The 16919-nt window shown below is 44.7% G+C and carries 16 protein-coding genes and 1 riboswitch; of the genes, 1 reads left to right on the forward strand and 15 read right to left on the reverse strand.

Annotated elements, in window-relative coordinates; translation table 11 throughout:
- The 13 genes from FYJ57_RS06510 to FYJ57_RS06570 form a co-directional block, all read right to left on the reverse strand.
- On the reverse strand, window positions 1-183 hold a 183-nt coding region (locus FYJ57_RS06510), incomplete at its 3' end, for a formate--tetrahydrofolate ligase (RefSeq protein WP_154432093.1).
- Between the two features lie 50 nt (window positions 184-233).
- Window positions 234-776, reverse strand: coding sequence for a folate family ECF transporter S component (locus tag FYJ57_RS06515; protein WP_022171443.1), 543 nt, complete (start codon window positions 774-776; stop codon window positions 234-236).
- A 76-nt stretch (window positions 777-852) separates the two neighbouring features.
- A riboswitch (THF riboswitch) is annotated at window positions 853-954 on the reverse strand.
- A gap of 134 nt (window positions 955-1088) precedes the next feature.
- A complete protein-coding gene (locus tag FYJ57_RS06520; protein ID WP_106492513.1) occupies window positions 1089-1730 on the reverse strand; it encodes a DUF3786 domain-containing protein in 642 nt (213 codons plus the stop codon).
- Window positions 1731-1756: 26 nt separating this feature from the next.
- On the reverse strand, window positions 1757-3691 hold the full coding sequence (gene acsV, locus FYJ57_RS06525; RefSeq protein ID WP_117524638.1) for a corrinoid activation/regeneration protein AcsV: 1935 nt from the start codon (window positions 3689-3691) through the stop codon (window positions 1757-1759).
- Between the two features lie 335 nt (window positions 3692-4026).
- A complete protein-coding gene (gene acsE, locus FYJ57_RS06530) occupies window positions 4027-4812 on the reverse strand; it encodes a carbon monoxide dehydrogenase/acetyl-CoA synthase methytransferase subunit (protein ID WP_022398442.1) in 786 nt (261 codons plus the stop codon).
- 99 nt (window positions 4813-4911) lie between these two features.
- A complete protein-coding gene (gene acsC / locus FYJ57_RS06535; RefSeq protein WP_106492515.1) occupies window positions 4912-6270 on the reverse strand; it encodes an acetyl-CoA decarbonylase/synthase complex subunit gamma in 1359 nt (452 codons plus the stop codon).
- Between the two features lie 31 nt (window positions 6271-6301).
- Complete coding sequence (gene acsD / locus FYJ57_RS06540) at window positions 6302-7240, reverse strand: acetyl-CoA decarbonylase/synthase complex subunit delta (protein WP_106492516.1); 939 nt, start codon at window positions 7238-7240, stop codon at window positions 6302-6304.
- Between the two features lie 105 nt (window positions 7241-7345).
- Entirely contained in the window at window positions 7346-9475 is a 2130-nt protein-coding gene (gene acsB, locus FYJ57_RS06545) for an acetyl-CoA decarbonylase/synthase complex subunit alpha/beta (protein WP_154432094.1), read from the reverse strand.
- A 20-nt stretch (window positions 9476-9495) separates the two neighbouring features.
- Entirely contained in the window at window positions 9496-10275 is a 780-nt protein-coding gene (locus FYJ57_RS06550) for an ATP-binding protein (RefSeq protein WP_022171168.1), read from the reverse strand.
- Window positions 10276-10367: 92 nt separating this feature from the next.
- On the reverse strand, window positions 10368-12260 hold the full coding sequence (gene cooS, locus FYJ57_RS06555) for an anaerobic carbon-monoxide dehydrogenase catalytic subunit (protein ID WP_154432095.1): 1893 nt from the start codon (window positions 12258-12260) through the stop codon (window positions 10368-10370).
- A gap of 154 nt (window positions 12261-12414) precedes the next feature.
- Window positions 12415-13185 carry a nucleotide-binding protein gene (locus FYJ57_RS06560; protein WP_154432096.1) on the reverse strand — a complete coding sequence of 257 codons (771 nt, stop codon included), beginning with the start codon at window positions 13183-13185 and terminating at the stop codon, window positions 12415-12417.
- Window positions 13186-13332: 147 nt separating this feature from the next.
- Entirely contained in the window at window positions 13333-13515 is a 183-nt protein-coding gene (locus FYJ57_RS06565) for a CooT family nickel-binding protein (protein ID WP_022171171.1), read from the reverse strand.
- Window positions 13516-13566: 51 nt separating this feature from the next.
- Window positions 13567-13905, reverse strand: coding sequence for a DUF8180 domain-containing protein (locus tag FYJ57_RS06570; protein WP_154432097.1), 339 nt, complete (start codon window positions 13903-13905; stop codon window positions 13567-13569).
- A 403-nt stretch (window positions 13906-14308) separates the two neighbouring features.
- Here FYJ57_RS06570 and FYJ57_RS06575 point away from each other — a divergent pair, with 403 nt between their 5' ends.
- The gene (locus tag FYJ57_RS06575; RefSeq protein ID WP_022171173.1) at window positions 14309-15142 is read left to right on the forward strand and encodes an aldo/keto reductase; all 834 of its coding nucleotides are present in this window, start codon (window positions 14309-14311) and stop codon (window positions 15140-15142) included.
- Window positions 15143-15214: 72 nt separating this feature from the next.
- On the opposite strand, the gene FYJ57_RS06580 is transcribed toward FYJ57_RS06575, so the two are convergent.
- Both FYJ57_RS06580 and plsY read right to left on the reverse strand, forming a co-directional pair.
- Entirely contained in the window at window positions 15215-16234 is a 1020-nt protein-coding gene (locus tag FYJ57_RS06580) for an NAD(P)H-dependent glycerol-3-phosphate dehydrogenase (protein WP_022171174.1), read from the reverse strand.
- 12 nt (window positions 16235-16246) lie between these two features.
- On the reverse strand, window positions 16247-16894 hold the full coding sequence (gene plsY, locus FYJ57_RS06585) for a glycerol-3-phosphate 1-O-acyltransferase PlsY (RefSeq protein ID WP_022171175.1): 648 nt from the start codon (window positions 16892-16894) through the stop codon (window positions 16247-16249).
- Window positions 16895-16919: the final 25 nt, after the last annotated feature.

A 16919-nucleotide genomic window follows, 5' to 3' on the forward strand; every position in this document is an offset into this window, starting at 1 on the left:
GGTAACCAGAATCAGTTTACCATCTTTTTTGTCAGATTCTTTCAGCAGATTGTAGTCGATCTTTGCTTTGTACTTTCCGTACTGTTCCAGATATTTGTCATCAATACCTGCTTTTGCTGCGATCTCGGTGATCGGTTTCATTTCGCATTCCTGTGCGATCTCAATGTCTGTTTTGTATCCCATATCATTTACCTCCTTTTATGATAACTGTTTTCTTATTTTACAGTTATCTTTTATACTTCTCTGGTTCTCTGCAGAGCAAATACCTGATTCACATAAGTAGTCAGTGCACTCTGATATAAAACAGAAACCAGAATTGTATTTGCAATTGTCAGTGCAATCGTCTGTATGACTCTTGTGGCATACAGCACACTCCATGGGGTCGCATAGTATACATGCAATCCTACGACGGTAAATCCCAGAGAGCCTACGATTCCATGAACAATCAGCATAACTGCTATTTTCCAAGTATTCACTTTATCCCTGAAGACATATTTCTTAAATACTGCAGGAATCACACCTGCCAGCACAGAAGACACCAGAATCAATGGATTCGGTGCATATCCCTGGATCAGACATCCCAGCAGATCTCCCAGACCACCGCAGATTCCCCCTACCAGCGGTCCAAACCAGAGACTTGCCAGATAAATCGGTGTTGCACTTACTGTAATTCGAAGGGTGGAGCCAATATTAATTGCCAGCACCCGGCTCAACACCAGATTCATTGCCACTAAAACAGCTGCAAAAACGATAGTTTTAACATTCAGTTTTTTCATACGTTTTCCTTTCTCAGGTATAGCAGTATACTACACCAAAGGCAGATAACACAGCGACTGAATCTATCTTTAATGCAGTAGCGGACGCAACATTACATCGTGGAAATATTTCGCGGTTTCCTTCGTCAACAGGCAACTTCCCATCCTGAAGCACTTTACGCGCAATGTTTACTCTACTATCCTTATTCATTTACATTCTCCTACTGTCGGGAATGAAAGTCATTCCCCATTTTCTATCTTTCCCGTAACGGTTCCATATCTCCTGAATCGTTACTTTTCTACAAATAATACATCCGTAAAATTCTGATTTTATTATGCCAGTGCTTTTATCATAGTGATTGATATATCGCCCACTACAGCCATATCCTCTGCCTGAAAAGCAATGGGAAAATTGTCAGAGAATAAAATCTGGGATGACGGTGGAAATTCGTCATCACCTGCCCATAAGATCATCTGTACACGGAACCCATCAATCACTTCGAATTCATAAGCGATATCGCCGTGCTCGAGAGGTGTCGCACCAATCTTTTCCATTGCAGACCGGAACGCCTCCTGTTTGTTGCCAAATCCATAAGCAAGACGCATCAGACATCTGCCCTGAAACTGTTTCAGATATACAGTTCCCCACGGTGTTTCCCGATACGTCAGATATTTTCCGGTAGACGGAGCGCTGTGTCCTTCCACCAGGTAACGAAGTACCAGAATCCGGGCATTGATTGCTGCTTCCAGAGGATAATATCCTACCGTGCTTTCCGGATCGTGTGTTACCACATAATCCGGAAAATGTACCTGATAAGCAACACCCAACAGATGAAGATTAAAGGTCTGTGATTGTTTGTCGTAAGGAATCCCTGTTCTTGCACTGATTTCTGCCGGATCTGCTTTCTGAAACAGTTCCATATAGTGCTCATAAGGAATTCTTTCCTTACTGTCTTTTTCATACTGTAATTCCATCTTTGTTCTCTCCTGCATGTCTGTCTTTACTGCTGAGAAACGGACGGGAACATACTGGTATCAGTATGCGGAATAAAGCATGCCGCAACAAATTCATCCATATAAGTCGGTACAGTACTCAGTTCCAGATACGTCATATTGGATGCAACCTGGTAGGTTTTGCGTTCTGCCTCTTTGGAAAGAAGCATGGTATAGGCACCGGACAGAGAAGAGTTACCAATATAATGGAATTTTTCCAGAGGAATATCCGGGAACATTCCAATATTGACCGCATTCTTCATATTGATGCCGCTTCCGATACCACCGGCTACATACACTTCTTCAATCATCGACACATCGAATTCCAGAGAATTCAGCATCGTACGGATGGCTGAAAAAATTGCACCTTTGGCACGGATAAAGTTGTCAATATCCACTTCTGTAATCTCAACATCTTTCTCTGCACCTGCATCCTTCTGGAATGCCAGAACATAGCTTCCCATACCGTATTTATCCCGGTGGATACGCTCGCCTTCCCGCACGAATTTTCCTTTCGGATTGATAATTCCTGCGGAAAACAGTTCACTAATCACATCAATGATTCCTGAGCCACACAGACCAATCGGTTTTTGTCCCGGATCTCCTACGACCGTAAAGGACGGTTCCATAGTTTCTTTATCGATAGTACATGCCTCGATTGCCCCATCTGTTGCACGCATACCACAGCTGATATCTCCACCCTCGAAGGCAGGACCAGCCGAACATGCACAACTCATCATGAAATCAGAGTTACCAAATACCAGTTCACCATTGGTTCCAAGGTCGATAAACAGGGAAAATTCCGGTTTATTCCACAGCATGCTGACCAGTGTACCTGCAGTGATATCTCCACCCACATAACTTCCGATATTCGGAGCTATAATTATGTGTGCATCCGGATTCACTGTCAGACCAAGGTCAGATGCATACAGCGAATTTGTCTTATAGAATGTCGGTATATACGGTTCCATACGAACCGGATCTGCATTCACTCCGGCAAACAAATGATTCATAGTTGTATTACCGGCAACACACATACGGTAGATCTGTTTATTCGGGAATTTTGCCGCACGACACATCTGCTGAATCAGCGGATTGATTGTTTCATCAATAATCGCTTTCTGCAGGCGGCGTCTTCCGCCAGGTTTTGCAGATTCGATGATTCGGTTGATAACATCTGCTCCATAACGGATCTGACCATTTCCTGAGGATGCTTTTCCAAGGATATCACCACTTATCATATCGATCAGCAATGCGGATACTGTTGTAGTACCGATATCAATAGCAAGTCCGCCGATCACTACTTCAGCATCTTTCGGAAAAATATCATAGACGAAAACATTGCCTTGGCTTCCTGTTCTTCCGATCACACAGCGAACAGAAAAATTAGTTTCCCGCAGCACATCTGCCATCTTGCAGATTACAGTATATGGAAGAATCACATGTTCTGCCTGCATCTGTTTTTTCAGTGCACGCATCAGCCGTTCATTATCCGGCATGGTGTCTTCCAGAGACGGAGCATCCATGGTAACATCTACCACTTCCATATCGTTTTTCAGAACGATTCCCGCCGCCTCAACATCTGCTTTGGCATTGTCAAAAATAGCTACTTCTTCCGGGGAACTTAAATCCGCAACCTTCATTCTGCTGCGATAGGCAGACGCGATATCCGGTACTTCCACCTCGATATCATCTTCCACTTTACTCGCACAGGACAATCTCCACCCCTCTGCATATTCTTCCTCTGTAATATGTCTGGTTCTTGGCGAATTCAGAGTTCCTTTTAACAGTTTCACACGACATTTTCCGCAGGAACCGTTACCGGAACAAGGGGCATCAATTGCTACATTCGTTTTTCTTGCAACCTCCAGAAGATTCTCTTCGGCTGCCGCAAAACCCTCTACGGTCTCACCGTTTTCAAAACGAAAAGTTACTTTAAACATGATTTAAGCCTCTCTTTTTCGAATTTGTGAAAGGAGGCTGTCACCTCAGCCTGAAAAGACTAGTGGCGACGGCCTCATTATCAGCAGTATTATAATTATTTTTGTAACTGTTCAGTACCTTCACAGTTACGAGCCAAAATGCATAAAAAATCACCTTCGGTGATGACATTTTGGCTTGTATGTCTCAGGACTTTGACATATTCATGTCAAAACACCTCGCGGGACAGTGGCTACTGAATAGTTACTTACTTTTCTGTAATAGAATGTGTCAAGACACATTCTCGCGCCAGTAGCGGTCGCTTGCGACATCTGCTTTGTACGCCGCTGTGCGCATCTTACAGTTCCAGATAAGAATCTGCGTACAGAGTATTGCCTTTGAAAACATCACAGGATTTGATGGTTTCCATCAGACGCAGGTCGTTAGGGTTAACGATTGCGGATGTCAGACCATTCATCATAGCCATAGCAACCAGTGCAGAGTCCATGATCGGGCGGATATTCTTCGGCATACCATTGGAGTTATTAGACAGACCACCTGTGGAGTTCAGTCCCATGTCGGAGATCATTTTGATGAATTCCAGGACTTCCATCTGTTTGTCCTGCATTCCTTTTACTACCAGGAACAGAGGATCGAACCACATATCTGTTTCTGCCATACCATGCTCCAGACCTCTTTCCAGAAGCATTGTCAGATAACCCATACGTTCGTCATTATCTGCAGCGATTCCTTCACCGTTACACAGAGCGATAACAATGGCATCATTTGCTGCTGCCAGGTCGATGTTCTCGATTCTTCCAGCTGCATCTGCAGAGTTTACGATTGGTTTTCCTTTGGAACGGTTGTATACAGAGATACCAGCTTCGATAGCTGCTTTGTTGGAAGTATCCAGTGCCAGCGGAACGTTATCGAATTCGCTCTGCAGTAACTGTACTGCCCATTTCATCAGATCTTCGCCGTATCCGTCAGCAGGTCCGATGTTTACATCCAGATATACAGCACCAGCATCCAGCTGCTGTTTTGCTCTTTTCAGGATCGGTTCAGGATCTCTTTCCATAAATGCTTTGTTTACTGCCGGAGCTGTGGTGGAAAGTCTCTCACCAATTGTTACAAATTTTGCCATAGTGTGTGTCTCCTTTAATTATATTTATTTGCCGGAATCCCCGCGAAGAGGATTCCGGTCTTTCTTCACATGTCCGGTATTCCTGAGGAACCAGAAATCTTACAGTTCGCCTGCTTCTTTCATATCTTTCAGGAATTTAACCAGCTGTACTGCTTCCAGAGGAGCTACGATAATCTCCCATCCAGGAAGTTTTGCTTCCAGATCACCTTTCAGAACGGCAACTTTACCAGGAATGATCAGTTTTCTGGATTTTACTTTACCTTCGATGTTTTCTTTTACGAAAGTAGAGATGGATGTACCGGAGAACTTACCTGCTGCCCAGGATGTCAGTACGGAAAGTCCACCTGCATCGTTGATGATCAGGTTTACAGGTACTCCTGATCTTTCCAGCTCGCCGGATACGATGAAATATGTAAGTGCGAAGTCTACAGTTGTCAGACAGATAGAATTCTCATCTGCACCGTTCAGTGGATACAGACCCGGTTCTACTTTCATTGGTTTCTGAGGATCGGTAAATACGTTCTGACGCAGACCAAACAGAGGCAGAGCTTCTGCATATCCCAGTTCGTCAACAACTACGATAGAACCGTATTTCATTGTGAACAGGGAAACCAGTGCTTCCTGCATATATTTGTCTTTTACAGCCAGTTTGGATGTATTTACGATAGTCGGGTAACCGAAAGTTCTGTCCTGATCTTTCAGTGCTGCGCGACGAATCTGTACTGCGTTTGCATAAGTCTCTTTGATAGAAGCTCCTGTTGCATCGATTACCAGGTTTTTGTTTCCTGCTTTTTCCAGAGCTGCAACAGTGTCATAGATTTCATCCAGATTTGCACCGCTTACACCTAAAACAACATCTGCTTCTTTTGCAAGAGCATTCATTGCTTCGTAGTTGGAAGCATTTGCACCATTCAGAATCGGTTTTACGGCTTTTGCGATTTCCAGAGCTGCTTTTGCAACTTCAACGTCGTCACAACCCAGTACCAGAGTTTTTCCGGTAGCAACAGCTTTTTTCACCAGTTCCAGATATTTGTCTGCACCGGCTTCAGCGCCATAGTTGACATAGATCATCTCAACATGCATGCGCTCACCGATACGTTCGTAATCTACTGCCGGGATAGCTGCGATCTTAGCATCGATAGTAGCATCGTCCATGCAGCTGCACAGAGATACTGCGTATCTTGTTTTGTTTACGTATGTTTTCTCATGTCTGTACAGAACGGTTTCTCCACCCAGTGTGTACTCTCCTTCGCCTGTTCCGACTTTGATGGTCTTCATTGGCGGTGCAGTAGCTTCAGACAGAGCTTCCAGAGCTTCCGAAGAAACGTGTGGACACTGTTCGATTTTCAGTGCGCCCTGTGCTACTTTCATAGAGAATGCCATACAAGTAGGGCATCCACATTCTTTACAGTTTTTCTTTGGTAACATTTTAAAAATCTGAATACCTGATAATGCCATAGTTTTTATCCTCCTGTTCTATCGCTTACACTTAAACTAATTCTTTAATCATTTTAGAAATGGTTGCTACAGACTGAGGATGCATTAAAATTACGGCATCAGATCCACAGGCCAGATCGGCTGCTGCGGTCATGATTTCCATAGAAATTGCACGTTCTTCTACTGGTCCCCATTCCGGCATATCTTCCTCGGAAGCCATGGATTCTTTTACATTCCATGTTTCGGAAGATACTGGTGTAATGATAGGCATCTGGAGCATGGCATCACTCTGAGACAGTGCTGCTGCTTTGATACGGTCCATAGTAGATACTACATATTCATAACCATATCCAACGGCTGCAGAACCAACATTCATAACGATGCTTTCCGGTTTAACACCCAGCTGAGTAGTAACTACATTCAGCTGTTTTGCCAGGTTGATATCTACTGCAGATTCAGCTCCTACTTTCTGATCGTAAGCAAGACCTGCTGCTGCTCCAACAGATTTATAATCTTCTTCTCTTGCAGAAAGGATCAGAGCGTTTTTGCCCTGCAGTGCTTCTGCAACTTTTGGAAGAAGTTCTCCATCTTTTTCTACGTTTTTGCAGCCTTCTACAGCTAACGGTACGTCGATTGCATCTGCAACTTCTTTTACAACTGCAATCAGTTCGTCTACGGATTTGTTTGCTCCGTTCGGATCTCCGCCTTCCAGACGCAGGCAAACAAAATCAGCACCTTCCATTTCAGAAGCGCGTTTTGCGATTTCAGCCATGGTAGAACATCCTTCATAGTAAGCTTTCAGACCTGCTACTTCCGGAACTCCCATATCGGAAATTTCAACGGCTACTTTTGGTGCATTGGTGATTTCTCCATCAAATGAGTAGAAAGGATAAACATTTTCCCCTCCTAATGTGACTGCTTTTTCACCGCATCCAATTGTTACTTCTTTGATAGATGCATTAAATTTCTGTGGTTTACGATTAAACGGCATTCTCATTAGCCTCCTTAATATTTATTTATGGCTGACAATCCTCTGACATTTGGCATAGAAAAATGCCAGGCATTTGTCAGCCACTTTCTTCCATTACTAATTATATTACATCATCGGGTCCATTCCAAGTGCCGGATGACCTTTTTCTGTTAAAAATTCTACCAGAGTTTCCGGATCTGTAGCTACAGTCTCATCACCGATCATATCTGTGAAATTATCAATACCATACAGTTCTTTTGCTGTCTGGTTCAGTCTGTCTGCTACGAATTCTTTCAGTTCTTTTGGCATCCATACGATACGTTCGATACCGCCTTCTGCTTTCATGAACTTCTTGGAAGCGATGAAGTGTTTACCATGTCCCATGAATCCAGGAGTCTGAACTCCACCACCGGTCATAGATGCCAGTTCAGGGAAGGTCATTCCCAGAGGAGTCATACCAGCGTACTCACGGTTGGCGATACATACACCGTTGGAGAATGGCTCGATACCACAGATACACTCGAAACATCCACAGGATGTCATTGGTTTTTCCATGATAGAATACAGGGATACATCTTCCAGAGCACCCTGAGACAGTCTCTTAACAGCTTCGTTAACGTCTTCATATTCACCGATTCTTTCATCGATCGGACGCTCTTTTGTAATTACCTGGCAAGGTCCGTTCGGATCCAGCTCGTTGGTAGCTTTTGCATCCAGCCATGAAACGGCACCACACAGTCCCAGACGTTCCGGTGTAACCACACATACGTGGCTCGGGGAGAATGCCTGGCACAGGATACAGCTGTAATATACATCTACAGACTCATCTGTCAGGTTGTTCAGACGGTCATCACGTTTGTTGAATGTCGGGATAGCAACTTCGTGACGGATTCTTGTACACTCTGCAGGATCTGTGTAAATAATAACTTCACATTTGTCAACAACTGCTTCAAATTCATTTTTAACGGATGCATACAGAACTTCACCAATATGTTTCAGACGGAATCCTGCAGCAAATGCGTTTTTGCTGATACGGATACGCTGCATATCTCTCTGTCCGGTATGGTATACACCTTCGATACAGTTGATGTAGTTATGGAATTTACGCTCGATAACCGGTTCAAAGTCAGGCTGCATGTTTTTACCGGCAACTTTAACAACATATGCAATGCTGTTTTTACTTCCCAGTTCCATGTCATCTACTTCCGGTCCTACAACTGTGATCTTATGATCTTCGATCTCACTGGCATCAACAGTATGAACCAGCTCAGCACAGTCAACACGGGAACCATCGAATTCAACCTGCATGTCACCACGACGAATGATCTCACCTTCGAATGCGGATGCAAATGCTACCGGGATATCGATGTTTGTGATCTTGATCTTGATATCACGAGCTTCCAGAGATGTTGCATTGAATTTGCTTACATCTTCCTGAACAATCAGGCTCTTCGGAACACGTGCGATGTTTTCTGTTTCGTTGGTGATTACCGGGAATCCCAGTGCGATAGCACCAGCACCACATGCTACGATTACGTCATCCAGAGGAGCGAATGCGTTAACAAATGCCGGTACACGCTGCATGGTGTATTCCATCAGAGTCTTAGCATCACCAGGTGTTACGTTACCGAAGATCAGAGCTGCTCTCAGAGCTACGGATACTACATGGATAACTGCTGTTACATCTTTACCCAGCGGGATAACACGTACGTTTGCGCCGGTAGCCATACCTGCTTCTGCTACCTGATCACAGATACCGCCTACCAGTGTTACCAGAATACCCTGTGCCTGATAAGATTTTACCAGTGCAACACCTTCTTCTACTGTAGGAGCGGATCCCAGGATAACAGCTACACCAGGGATATCACCTGTTACAAGCGGTACACCCAGTTCACGGATCACTGCATCTGCCAGATGTCCGTATAATGGCTCTTCGTATGGAGTAGCACCGTCAATATATTTTAAAGCTTCGATAAATTCCGCACACAGTGCTGTAGCAACGCCAGACATAAAAGCGTCATTCAGACGTGGCTCTCTTGTCATAAGAGTTTTAACAACTCCCAGTGCTTCCTTTAATTCTTTCAGATTAGTAACCTTTACACCTGTTACAGCGTAATAGCAAGGCAGGCAGTAAGCAGTGTTTGGAAAGCTGACTGCTTTCTCTTCACCATGCTGCGCAATTGCTGCATCAATTGCCTGTTCAGTCAGACCGTATACAGCATCATTTCCATTGAATACTCTTTCAAATAATGTCAATGTTTTTTCCTCCTAAACGATTATTTATCGCAATCATCGATTTTATCGATGGTCGTTTTGATTTTACGGATCTCATCTACTGCCGATTTGCTGTAGTCGTATGGAGAACAGCCCTGACGGTCCGCATCCATAATCTCCGTGTTGTAGTGAATGAATCCCAGCAGATCTTCTGCCGGAATATGTGTTTTTACAAATTCTTCATCTTTTTCATCCCGGATCTTATTGGCAACCACGTGTACCTGTTTCACACCGAGATCTTTTGCCAGACGTTTTACATTCTTGTAAGTCTGTACACTTCTTGATCCAGGTTCGATCACTACGATGAACTGATCCATACCTTCTGTGGTTCCCCGACCCATATGTTCCAGACCGGCTTCCATATCCAGCACCACTACATCACCTCTGTGAAGTACCAGGTTGTTAATAATTCTTCTGAGCATCACATGTTCCGGGCAGACACATCCGGCACCGCCAGTCTCCACTGTTCCAAGAACCAGGAGTTTTACTCCGTTGCACACTTTTCCGTATGCATCCGGAATATCGTCTACCTTCGGATTAATCTTGTAATACTGATTATCCGGTCCAGCACCGGTACGTTCCTCTACAAGTTTTCTCATCTTGCTGATCGGAACGATCGTATCCAGCTCTTCTTCTGAAAATCCAAGAGCCAGTCCCAGATTCGCATCCGGATCCACATCGGCTGCCAGTACATGCCGCCCCTCTTCCGCATACAGACGCGCCAGAGTAGCCGCAAACGTTGTCTTTCCCACGCCGCCTTTACCGGTAACTGCAATCTTCATAATTAGTCATCCACCTTATCATTATATTTGTATCCGATGCCGGGTTTGGAAATTCCAGATCCCGGCATCATACAGATGAGCGATCTTATCGATTAAATACCAAGAGCAGTTCTCTTCTCTTCGATTCTTTCTATCATCAGATCGGTCAGTTTTTCGATATCTGTTTCTACTGTGTAAGCAGCACCTGTCCATTTTCTGGTTCCTTCTGTCAGCAGTTCACACATTTCACTGGAACCGGATACATAAGGATCAACACCCAGGAAGGTATCGATACCGGTTCCTACTACGTAGTTACCGATGGATACTGCCTTTTCGGACATCCATTCAGGAGCACATCCAACTACAGGAAGCTGATTGATCTGCAGACCGGAATCTTTAGCAAGTTCAGCTGCCAGGATCATCATACGGGAGATATCTACACAGGATCCCATATGCAGTACCGGCGGGATATCAGCCAGTTCACATACACGTTTCAGACCTGCACCACAGATATCTTTTGCGGATTTGTCCATCAGACCGGCTTTTGCTGCTGCCTGTGCGGAACATCCGGAAGCGATAACAACGATATCGTTTGCGATCAGTTTCTTCATCAGCTCGATATGTGCATAGTCAGGACGGATCTTCGGATTGTTACATCCAACCATAGCAACGGCACCACGGATAACACCGGAAGTAATACATTCCAGAAGTGGTTTTGTTGTTCCGGTTTCGTCAACCTGGCTGTTGGTAACTCCATCCAGAGTTTTTACGATTGCTTCTACAGAATAACCAACGGTTGCTTTTGCTTTCATATCCGGGATATGTACCAGTTCCGGTTTTCTGTTCTTGAAGTTTTCGATTGCCATCTTTACGATTGCTTTTGCATTTTCTCCTGCTGTCTCAGCGTTGAAACGGATAAATTCAGAATCTGGCATCTGAGCGATCGGAGAAGTTGTCACGAATTTTGTATGGAAACATTTGCTCAGAGGTCCTAACGCCGGGAAGATACACTGTACGTCTACAACGATTGCTTCACATGCACCTGTCAGAACAACGTTTTCCTGCTGCAGGAAGTTACCTGCCATCGGAATACCGCGACGCATAGCTACTTCATTGGAAGTACAGCATACGCCGGATACAGTGATTCCTTTTGCTCCCATTTCTTTTGCGTATGCGATCATTTCCGGGCTGTCAGCATATTCGCAGATCATCTCGGAAAGGCTCGGATCATGTCCGTGTACAACGATGTTTACATTCTCGGCAACCATAACACCCAGGTTTGCTTCTGTATCAATTGGCTTCGGAGTTCCGAACAGGACATCAGAGAACTCTGTTCCCATCATGGAACCGCCCCATCCATCTGCCATTCCGGCACGCAGAGACTGTTTTACCAGTGCTTCCGGCAGAGAAGAGCATCCCATATGAGCCATATGTAATGAAGTGGAAACTTCACGGTCGATCGCACGCGGTGCAATCTCGTTCTCGATCAGTTTTTCTTTCTGTCCTTCCGGCATTCTGTCCAGGAATCTCTGATATCCGAATGGTTTACCATATTCCATCAGACCGATCTCAGCCATCTCATGAGCCAGATCATAGATATCTTTTCCTTCTGTCTCTACGCCCCATTCTTTTGCGATACGAAGCAGTTTCTCAGGATCTTTTACTTTGTAGTTTCCGTCTTCTGCTGCACAATACAGTGTGTGGCAGATCTCACGACCATGGTCAGAGTGAGTAGCTGCTCCACCTGCTGTGAATTTCAGGAAGTTACGTCCTACGATACCGTGAGCATCACATCCGCAGATTCCTCTCGGAGCCTTCGGGGTAATACGGCAAGGTCCCATTGCACAGATTCTACAACAGACACCCTGTTCACCAAATTTACAGTGTGGTGTCTGGTTTTTTACACGGAACTGCCATGCGTCAGCTCCTACTTTTGCTCCCGTTTCCAACAGACGGTTGGTGGCTGCTTCCATCTCTTCAACGGTAGTCATCTTAAATTCGCTCATTTTTTTCCTCCTTTTGTTTTATAGCCATTCCTCCGCTTTTCTCCGCTTTTATGGCTATTATATATTCTTTCACCCGGAAGTGTGGTTTTGTGTATCTTCCGGGCGAAGACACTCCGGAGATTATCTCTCCGGTAATATCCGCATTGATAATGAATTATAAATTCAGTTTTTTGACGATTTCACTCATCGCTTTTCGAACCGGTGAATCTTCCGGAAGTTCAACGGTTGGTCTTCCTTCGCAGTCATATTCATATACCAGTTCATCCTGAGGAACCACACCCAGAAGGTTCAGGCCCTGGATCTCGATCTCCTCTTTGGTTCCTTCATTAAGAACACCGTTCGGCGCACGGTTTACGATCAGCCCGATCTGCTGTGGATGCATATCGCATTCCTCGATCAGTTTTTTGATTCGTCCCACTGCCTGGATTCCTCTTCTGGAACAGTCGCTGACTAAAATAGCAGTCTGCATATTCGGAAGAACTCCGCGGCTGATGTGTTCCATTCCTGCTTCATTATCCACAACCATATACGGATAATTGTTTTGCAGTTTGGCAAGCTGTGCCTGTAACAGTCCGTTTACAAAGCAGTAGCATCCTTTTCCCTGGGTACGTCCCATCACCAGCATATCGAAGTCATCATCCTCGATCAGCGCGGAATTAAATTTGAACTCAGCATAATCAGCCTTGCTCACTCCCGCAGGAATCGGATTTTCTTTTGCCGTTTCCGCTCTGGCAATTTCTTCTCTGATATCACCCAGTGTAGCTTCTACCTCTACGCCGAGTACTTCATTCAGATTAGAATTCGCATCTGCATCCACTGCCAGAATCGGTCCCTTTTTCTGTTCGCAGAGGTACTGAATCAGAAGTCCACACAGTGTGGTTTTTCCAACTCCACCTTTTCCTGCGACTGCAATTACATGTGACATTTTCTTATCCTTTCTGATAGTTTCTTGTTATTAAGTTCTGCCTTATCAGTGTAGAATCTATCGTAACTGCTCAGTTTCTTCACAGTTACTATCTACTGAATAGTCAGAATCTATCTTATAAGATTATTACATCTTATGACCTTATCATTAATCGCACTGTAATTTTACAATGCTGTTTGCGAGATCGACCATCAGAATCTTTCCTTCAATGCTGGTCTCTTCTCCCATGATATCGCGGATAATAACTTTTTCACCCTCTACCAGAATCTTGCTTACATTCCGGCAGATGACAGTATCATCGCTTTCTTTATATACAGTAGCCAGACACATTTGCTATTCCTCCTTTTACCAAGATGTCATATGCAGTCTGTAAAACACTGATTAAAACTCTTTCAGCTCTTCTTTTACTGTTGTGAGTGCCAGACGCAATCTGAGATTGCCTTTCTGGAAATCAGCTACTGCTTCTTTGATCTGCTTTGCAGCTGTATCCATACCCAGTTTTGCCAGGTTGTCAGCCATCTGATCGAGTTCTGCTGCATGATGTTCGTTATGATCCACCATATAGTTTAACAGTGCTACAGATTCGTTCTTACATTTGTCAGAACCGCCACTGCATCCGTCGCATGCATGTTCTTCACAGCCATGGTCATGCTCATGTTTATGGGCAGGGCCATCACCATGTGGAATTACATTTCCGTTCTCATCTTTTAATAAGTGCATGTCCTACTCCTTTCTCTGCTTTTCCCCCAATGGGGGATATGACAATCTTTTGTCAATTATGTTTTATTATACTCCTTTTCCCTATGGTATTCAATAGAATCTATGCAAAATATTTATAAATTCAGCTGTACTTTTTTATATACAACAGGGGATTTTTGTAAGAAATGACGCAGTCTCCGATTTTCACGCTTTGCTTTGTTAATTCGTTAACATGTATCGTTGATGGTTTATCCTATCCCGGGGATAGGGTCTTTGATCTTCCGTATCGCCTTCATGTCACAGCTTCGTAATATTTTTGCCCTAATTATTTCACATTTCCATGGTATAATGGACGGAAATTGGGATTTTCGGTCATTTTTGTGCTTTTCGGAAATGCCGGATGTTACGAGAGGAGGTTTACATCATGTCAAACATCCCATCATTGACTTTGAACACAAATGCCAGCATGCCGCTTCTGGGGCTTGGCGTATATAAAGCTACCGCACCCGGTGAAGTGGAAGGCGCTATCTCCACCGCTCTGGATCTTGGCTATCGGTTAATTGACACAGCTTCTGCTTATAAAAACGAAGAGGGGGTAGGGCGGGGGATCCGTTCTTCTTCTGTTCCACGGAAAGAACTTTTTATCACAACAAAATTATGGAATACCGCACAGCGAATCGGAGATATTGACGGGGCCTTTCAACGAAGTCTGGATCGACTCGGACTTGATTATGTGGATCTTTATCTGATCCACTGGCCGGTACCCGGTTGTTTTATCAATTCCTGGCAGGCGCTGGAGCGTATCCGGGAATCCGGTCAGGCAAAAGCGATTGGCGTAAGTAATTTTGAGATTTCCCATCTGGAAGCACTGTTTCAGACTTCCGGAATCGTTCCGGCAGTGAATCAGATAGAGTATCATCCACTGTGGAATCAGTCAGACCTGTACGAGTATTGTAAGGAACGAGGCATTGCCGTACAGGCTTATGCACCGCTTGCCCGTGGGGCTTATCTCAAAAAAGATACAATGATTCATATAGGAGAAACTTACGGAAAATCGCCGGCACAGATAGGTCTGCGGTGGCTGGTACAGAAAGGAATCTCTGCTATTCCGAAGTCGGTAAATCCTGAGAGGATTGCGGAAAATGCAGATATTTTTGATTTCGAACTGACCGACATGGAAATGAAGACGATCGATGCCCTGGATGAGAAATTCAGAAGTGCAGGGATACCGGAGGATATGCAGGGTTTCGTGATCTAAAGGATTAAGGTATATAAAATGCAGCCCGCCCGGGAATCATTCCCGGGCGGTCGTCCGTTTTACATCACTCTTCTATTTCTCATCATCCCAGAGTTCAACTCCAAGCTCATCCTTTTTCATTCTCTGCATCAGCTCATTCACCGCATCCGCAGCGTTCTTATCTTCAAACAACACTTTATTGACTTCCGCAATAATCGGCATTTCCACCCCATATTTTTCAGCCAGTCCCAGTGCTGCCTTCGCAGAATATACCCCTTCTACCACCATCTTGACTTCATCCATGGCTTCTTGCATGGTATATCCCTTGCCCATCAGATAACCTGCTTTACGGTTACGGCTGTGTACGCTTGCGCAGGTAACGATCAGATCACCGATACCGGACAGTCCATAAAAGGTTCTCGCATGTGCACCCATTGCGATACCAAGGCGGGAGATCTCTGCGATTCCTCTGGTGATCAGAGCTGCTTTTGTGTTGTCTCCGTAGCCAAGACCATCTGCTACACCTGCGGCCAGCGCGATGACATTTTTCAAGGCCGCTCCCAGTTCGATACCAAGAACATCCGGACTTGTGTAAACACGGAAAACCGGACTCATGAAGATTTCCTGCAGATATTCTGCTATCTGTCTCGTTCTCGCTCCCACCACACAGGTTGTCGGAAGACCTTTTCCAACCTCTTCTGCATGGCTCGGACCGGATAATACGGCAACATTTGCTTCCGGCAGTTCTTCTTCGATGATCTGACTTAAAGTCATCAGCGTATGCTCTTCCACACCTTTCGCCACGTTGACAACAATCTGGCCTTTTTTCAGATATGGTGCCATCTTCTGTGCGGTGCTTCTGGTATATGGAGAAGGTACTGCCAGTACCAGTACATCCTTGTCTGCCATTGCTTCTTCCAGATTGCTTGTCAACTGAATACTTTCCTGCAGTTTTACACCCGGAAGTTTGGAAGTATGTTCTCTTTTTGTGCGAAGCATCTCCACTTCAGCTTCCATGATAGACCACAAAGTTACTTCATGTCCGTTATTTGTCAGAAGCCACGTGAGGGCAGTTCCCCAACTTCCGGCTCCCAGTACGCCGATTTTCTTCATACGACACCTCCATTATGCTTTTTTCTTTTTCAGATATGTTTTATTTTCATTTCCATGGATCAGACGCAGAATATTCGGCCAGTGTTTGTAATATGCAAGGATGGCAAGCAAGATGGCAAGCACATACATTTCATAAATATTTGCCTGACTCATTCCCGTAAATTGTCCGTTCTGTCCCATGATAATGATACCTGCCACAAATACCACATAAACCAGCAGAGATCCCAGTGATACATAGTGGGTAAGGAAAAATACTGCAAGGAACACAATAGCTGCAACCAGTGTCAGCCGCAGATCAAACGATAACAGTAGACCTGCTGTGGCAGCAATTCCTTTTCCTCCTTTAAAGTTCAGGTAAAACGGAAAATTATGTCCGAGGATCGTTCCCGCTGCCGCATACATTCCCAGCAGCCGGATCATCTCCGGATGGCTTTTTCCAAAAATCAGATGTACGATCACAACCGCGATCACACATTTAAAACAGTCTCCAAGCAGTGTGATTGCTCCTGCCTTTGCGCCCAGTGTACGCAGTGCATTGGTCGTTCCGGCATTTCCGCTTCCGTAATTACGGATATCGATACCGTGTACTTTTCCATACAGATAAGAGGTCTGGAAAAGTCCACAGATATATCCGATCAGAACACAGAGAATCCGTTCCATAAATATCCCTCCCCGGATCTAATAA

This window comes from Oliverpabstia intestinalis (genome assembly GCF_009696065.1).
Lineage (GTDB): Bacteria > Bacillota > Clostridia > Lachnospirales > Lachnospiraceae > Oliverpabstia > Oliverpabstia intestinalis.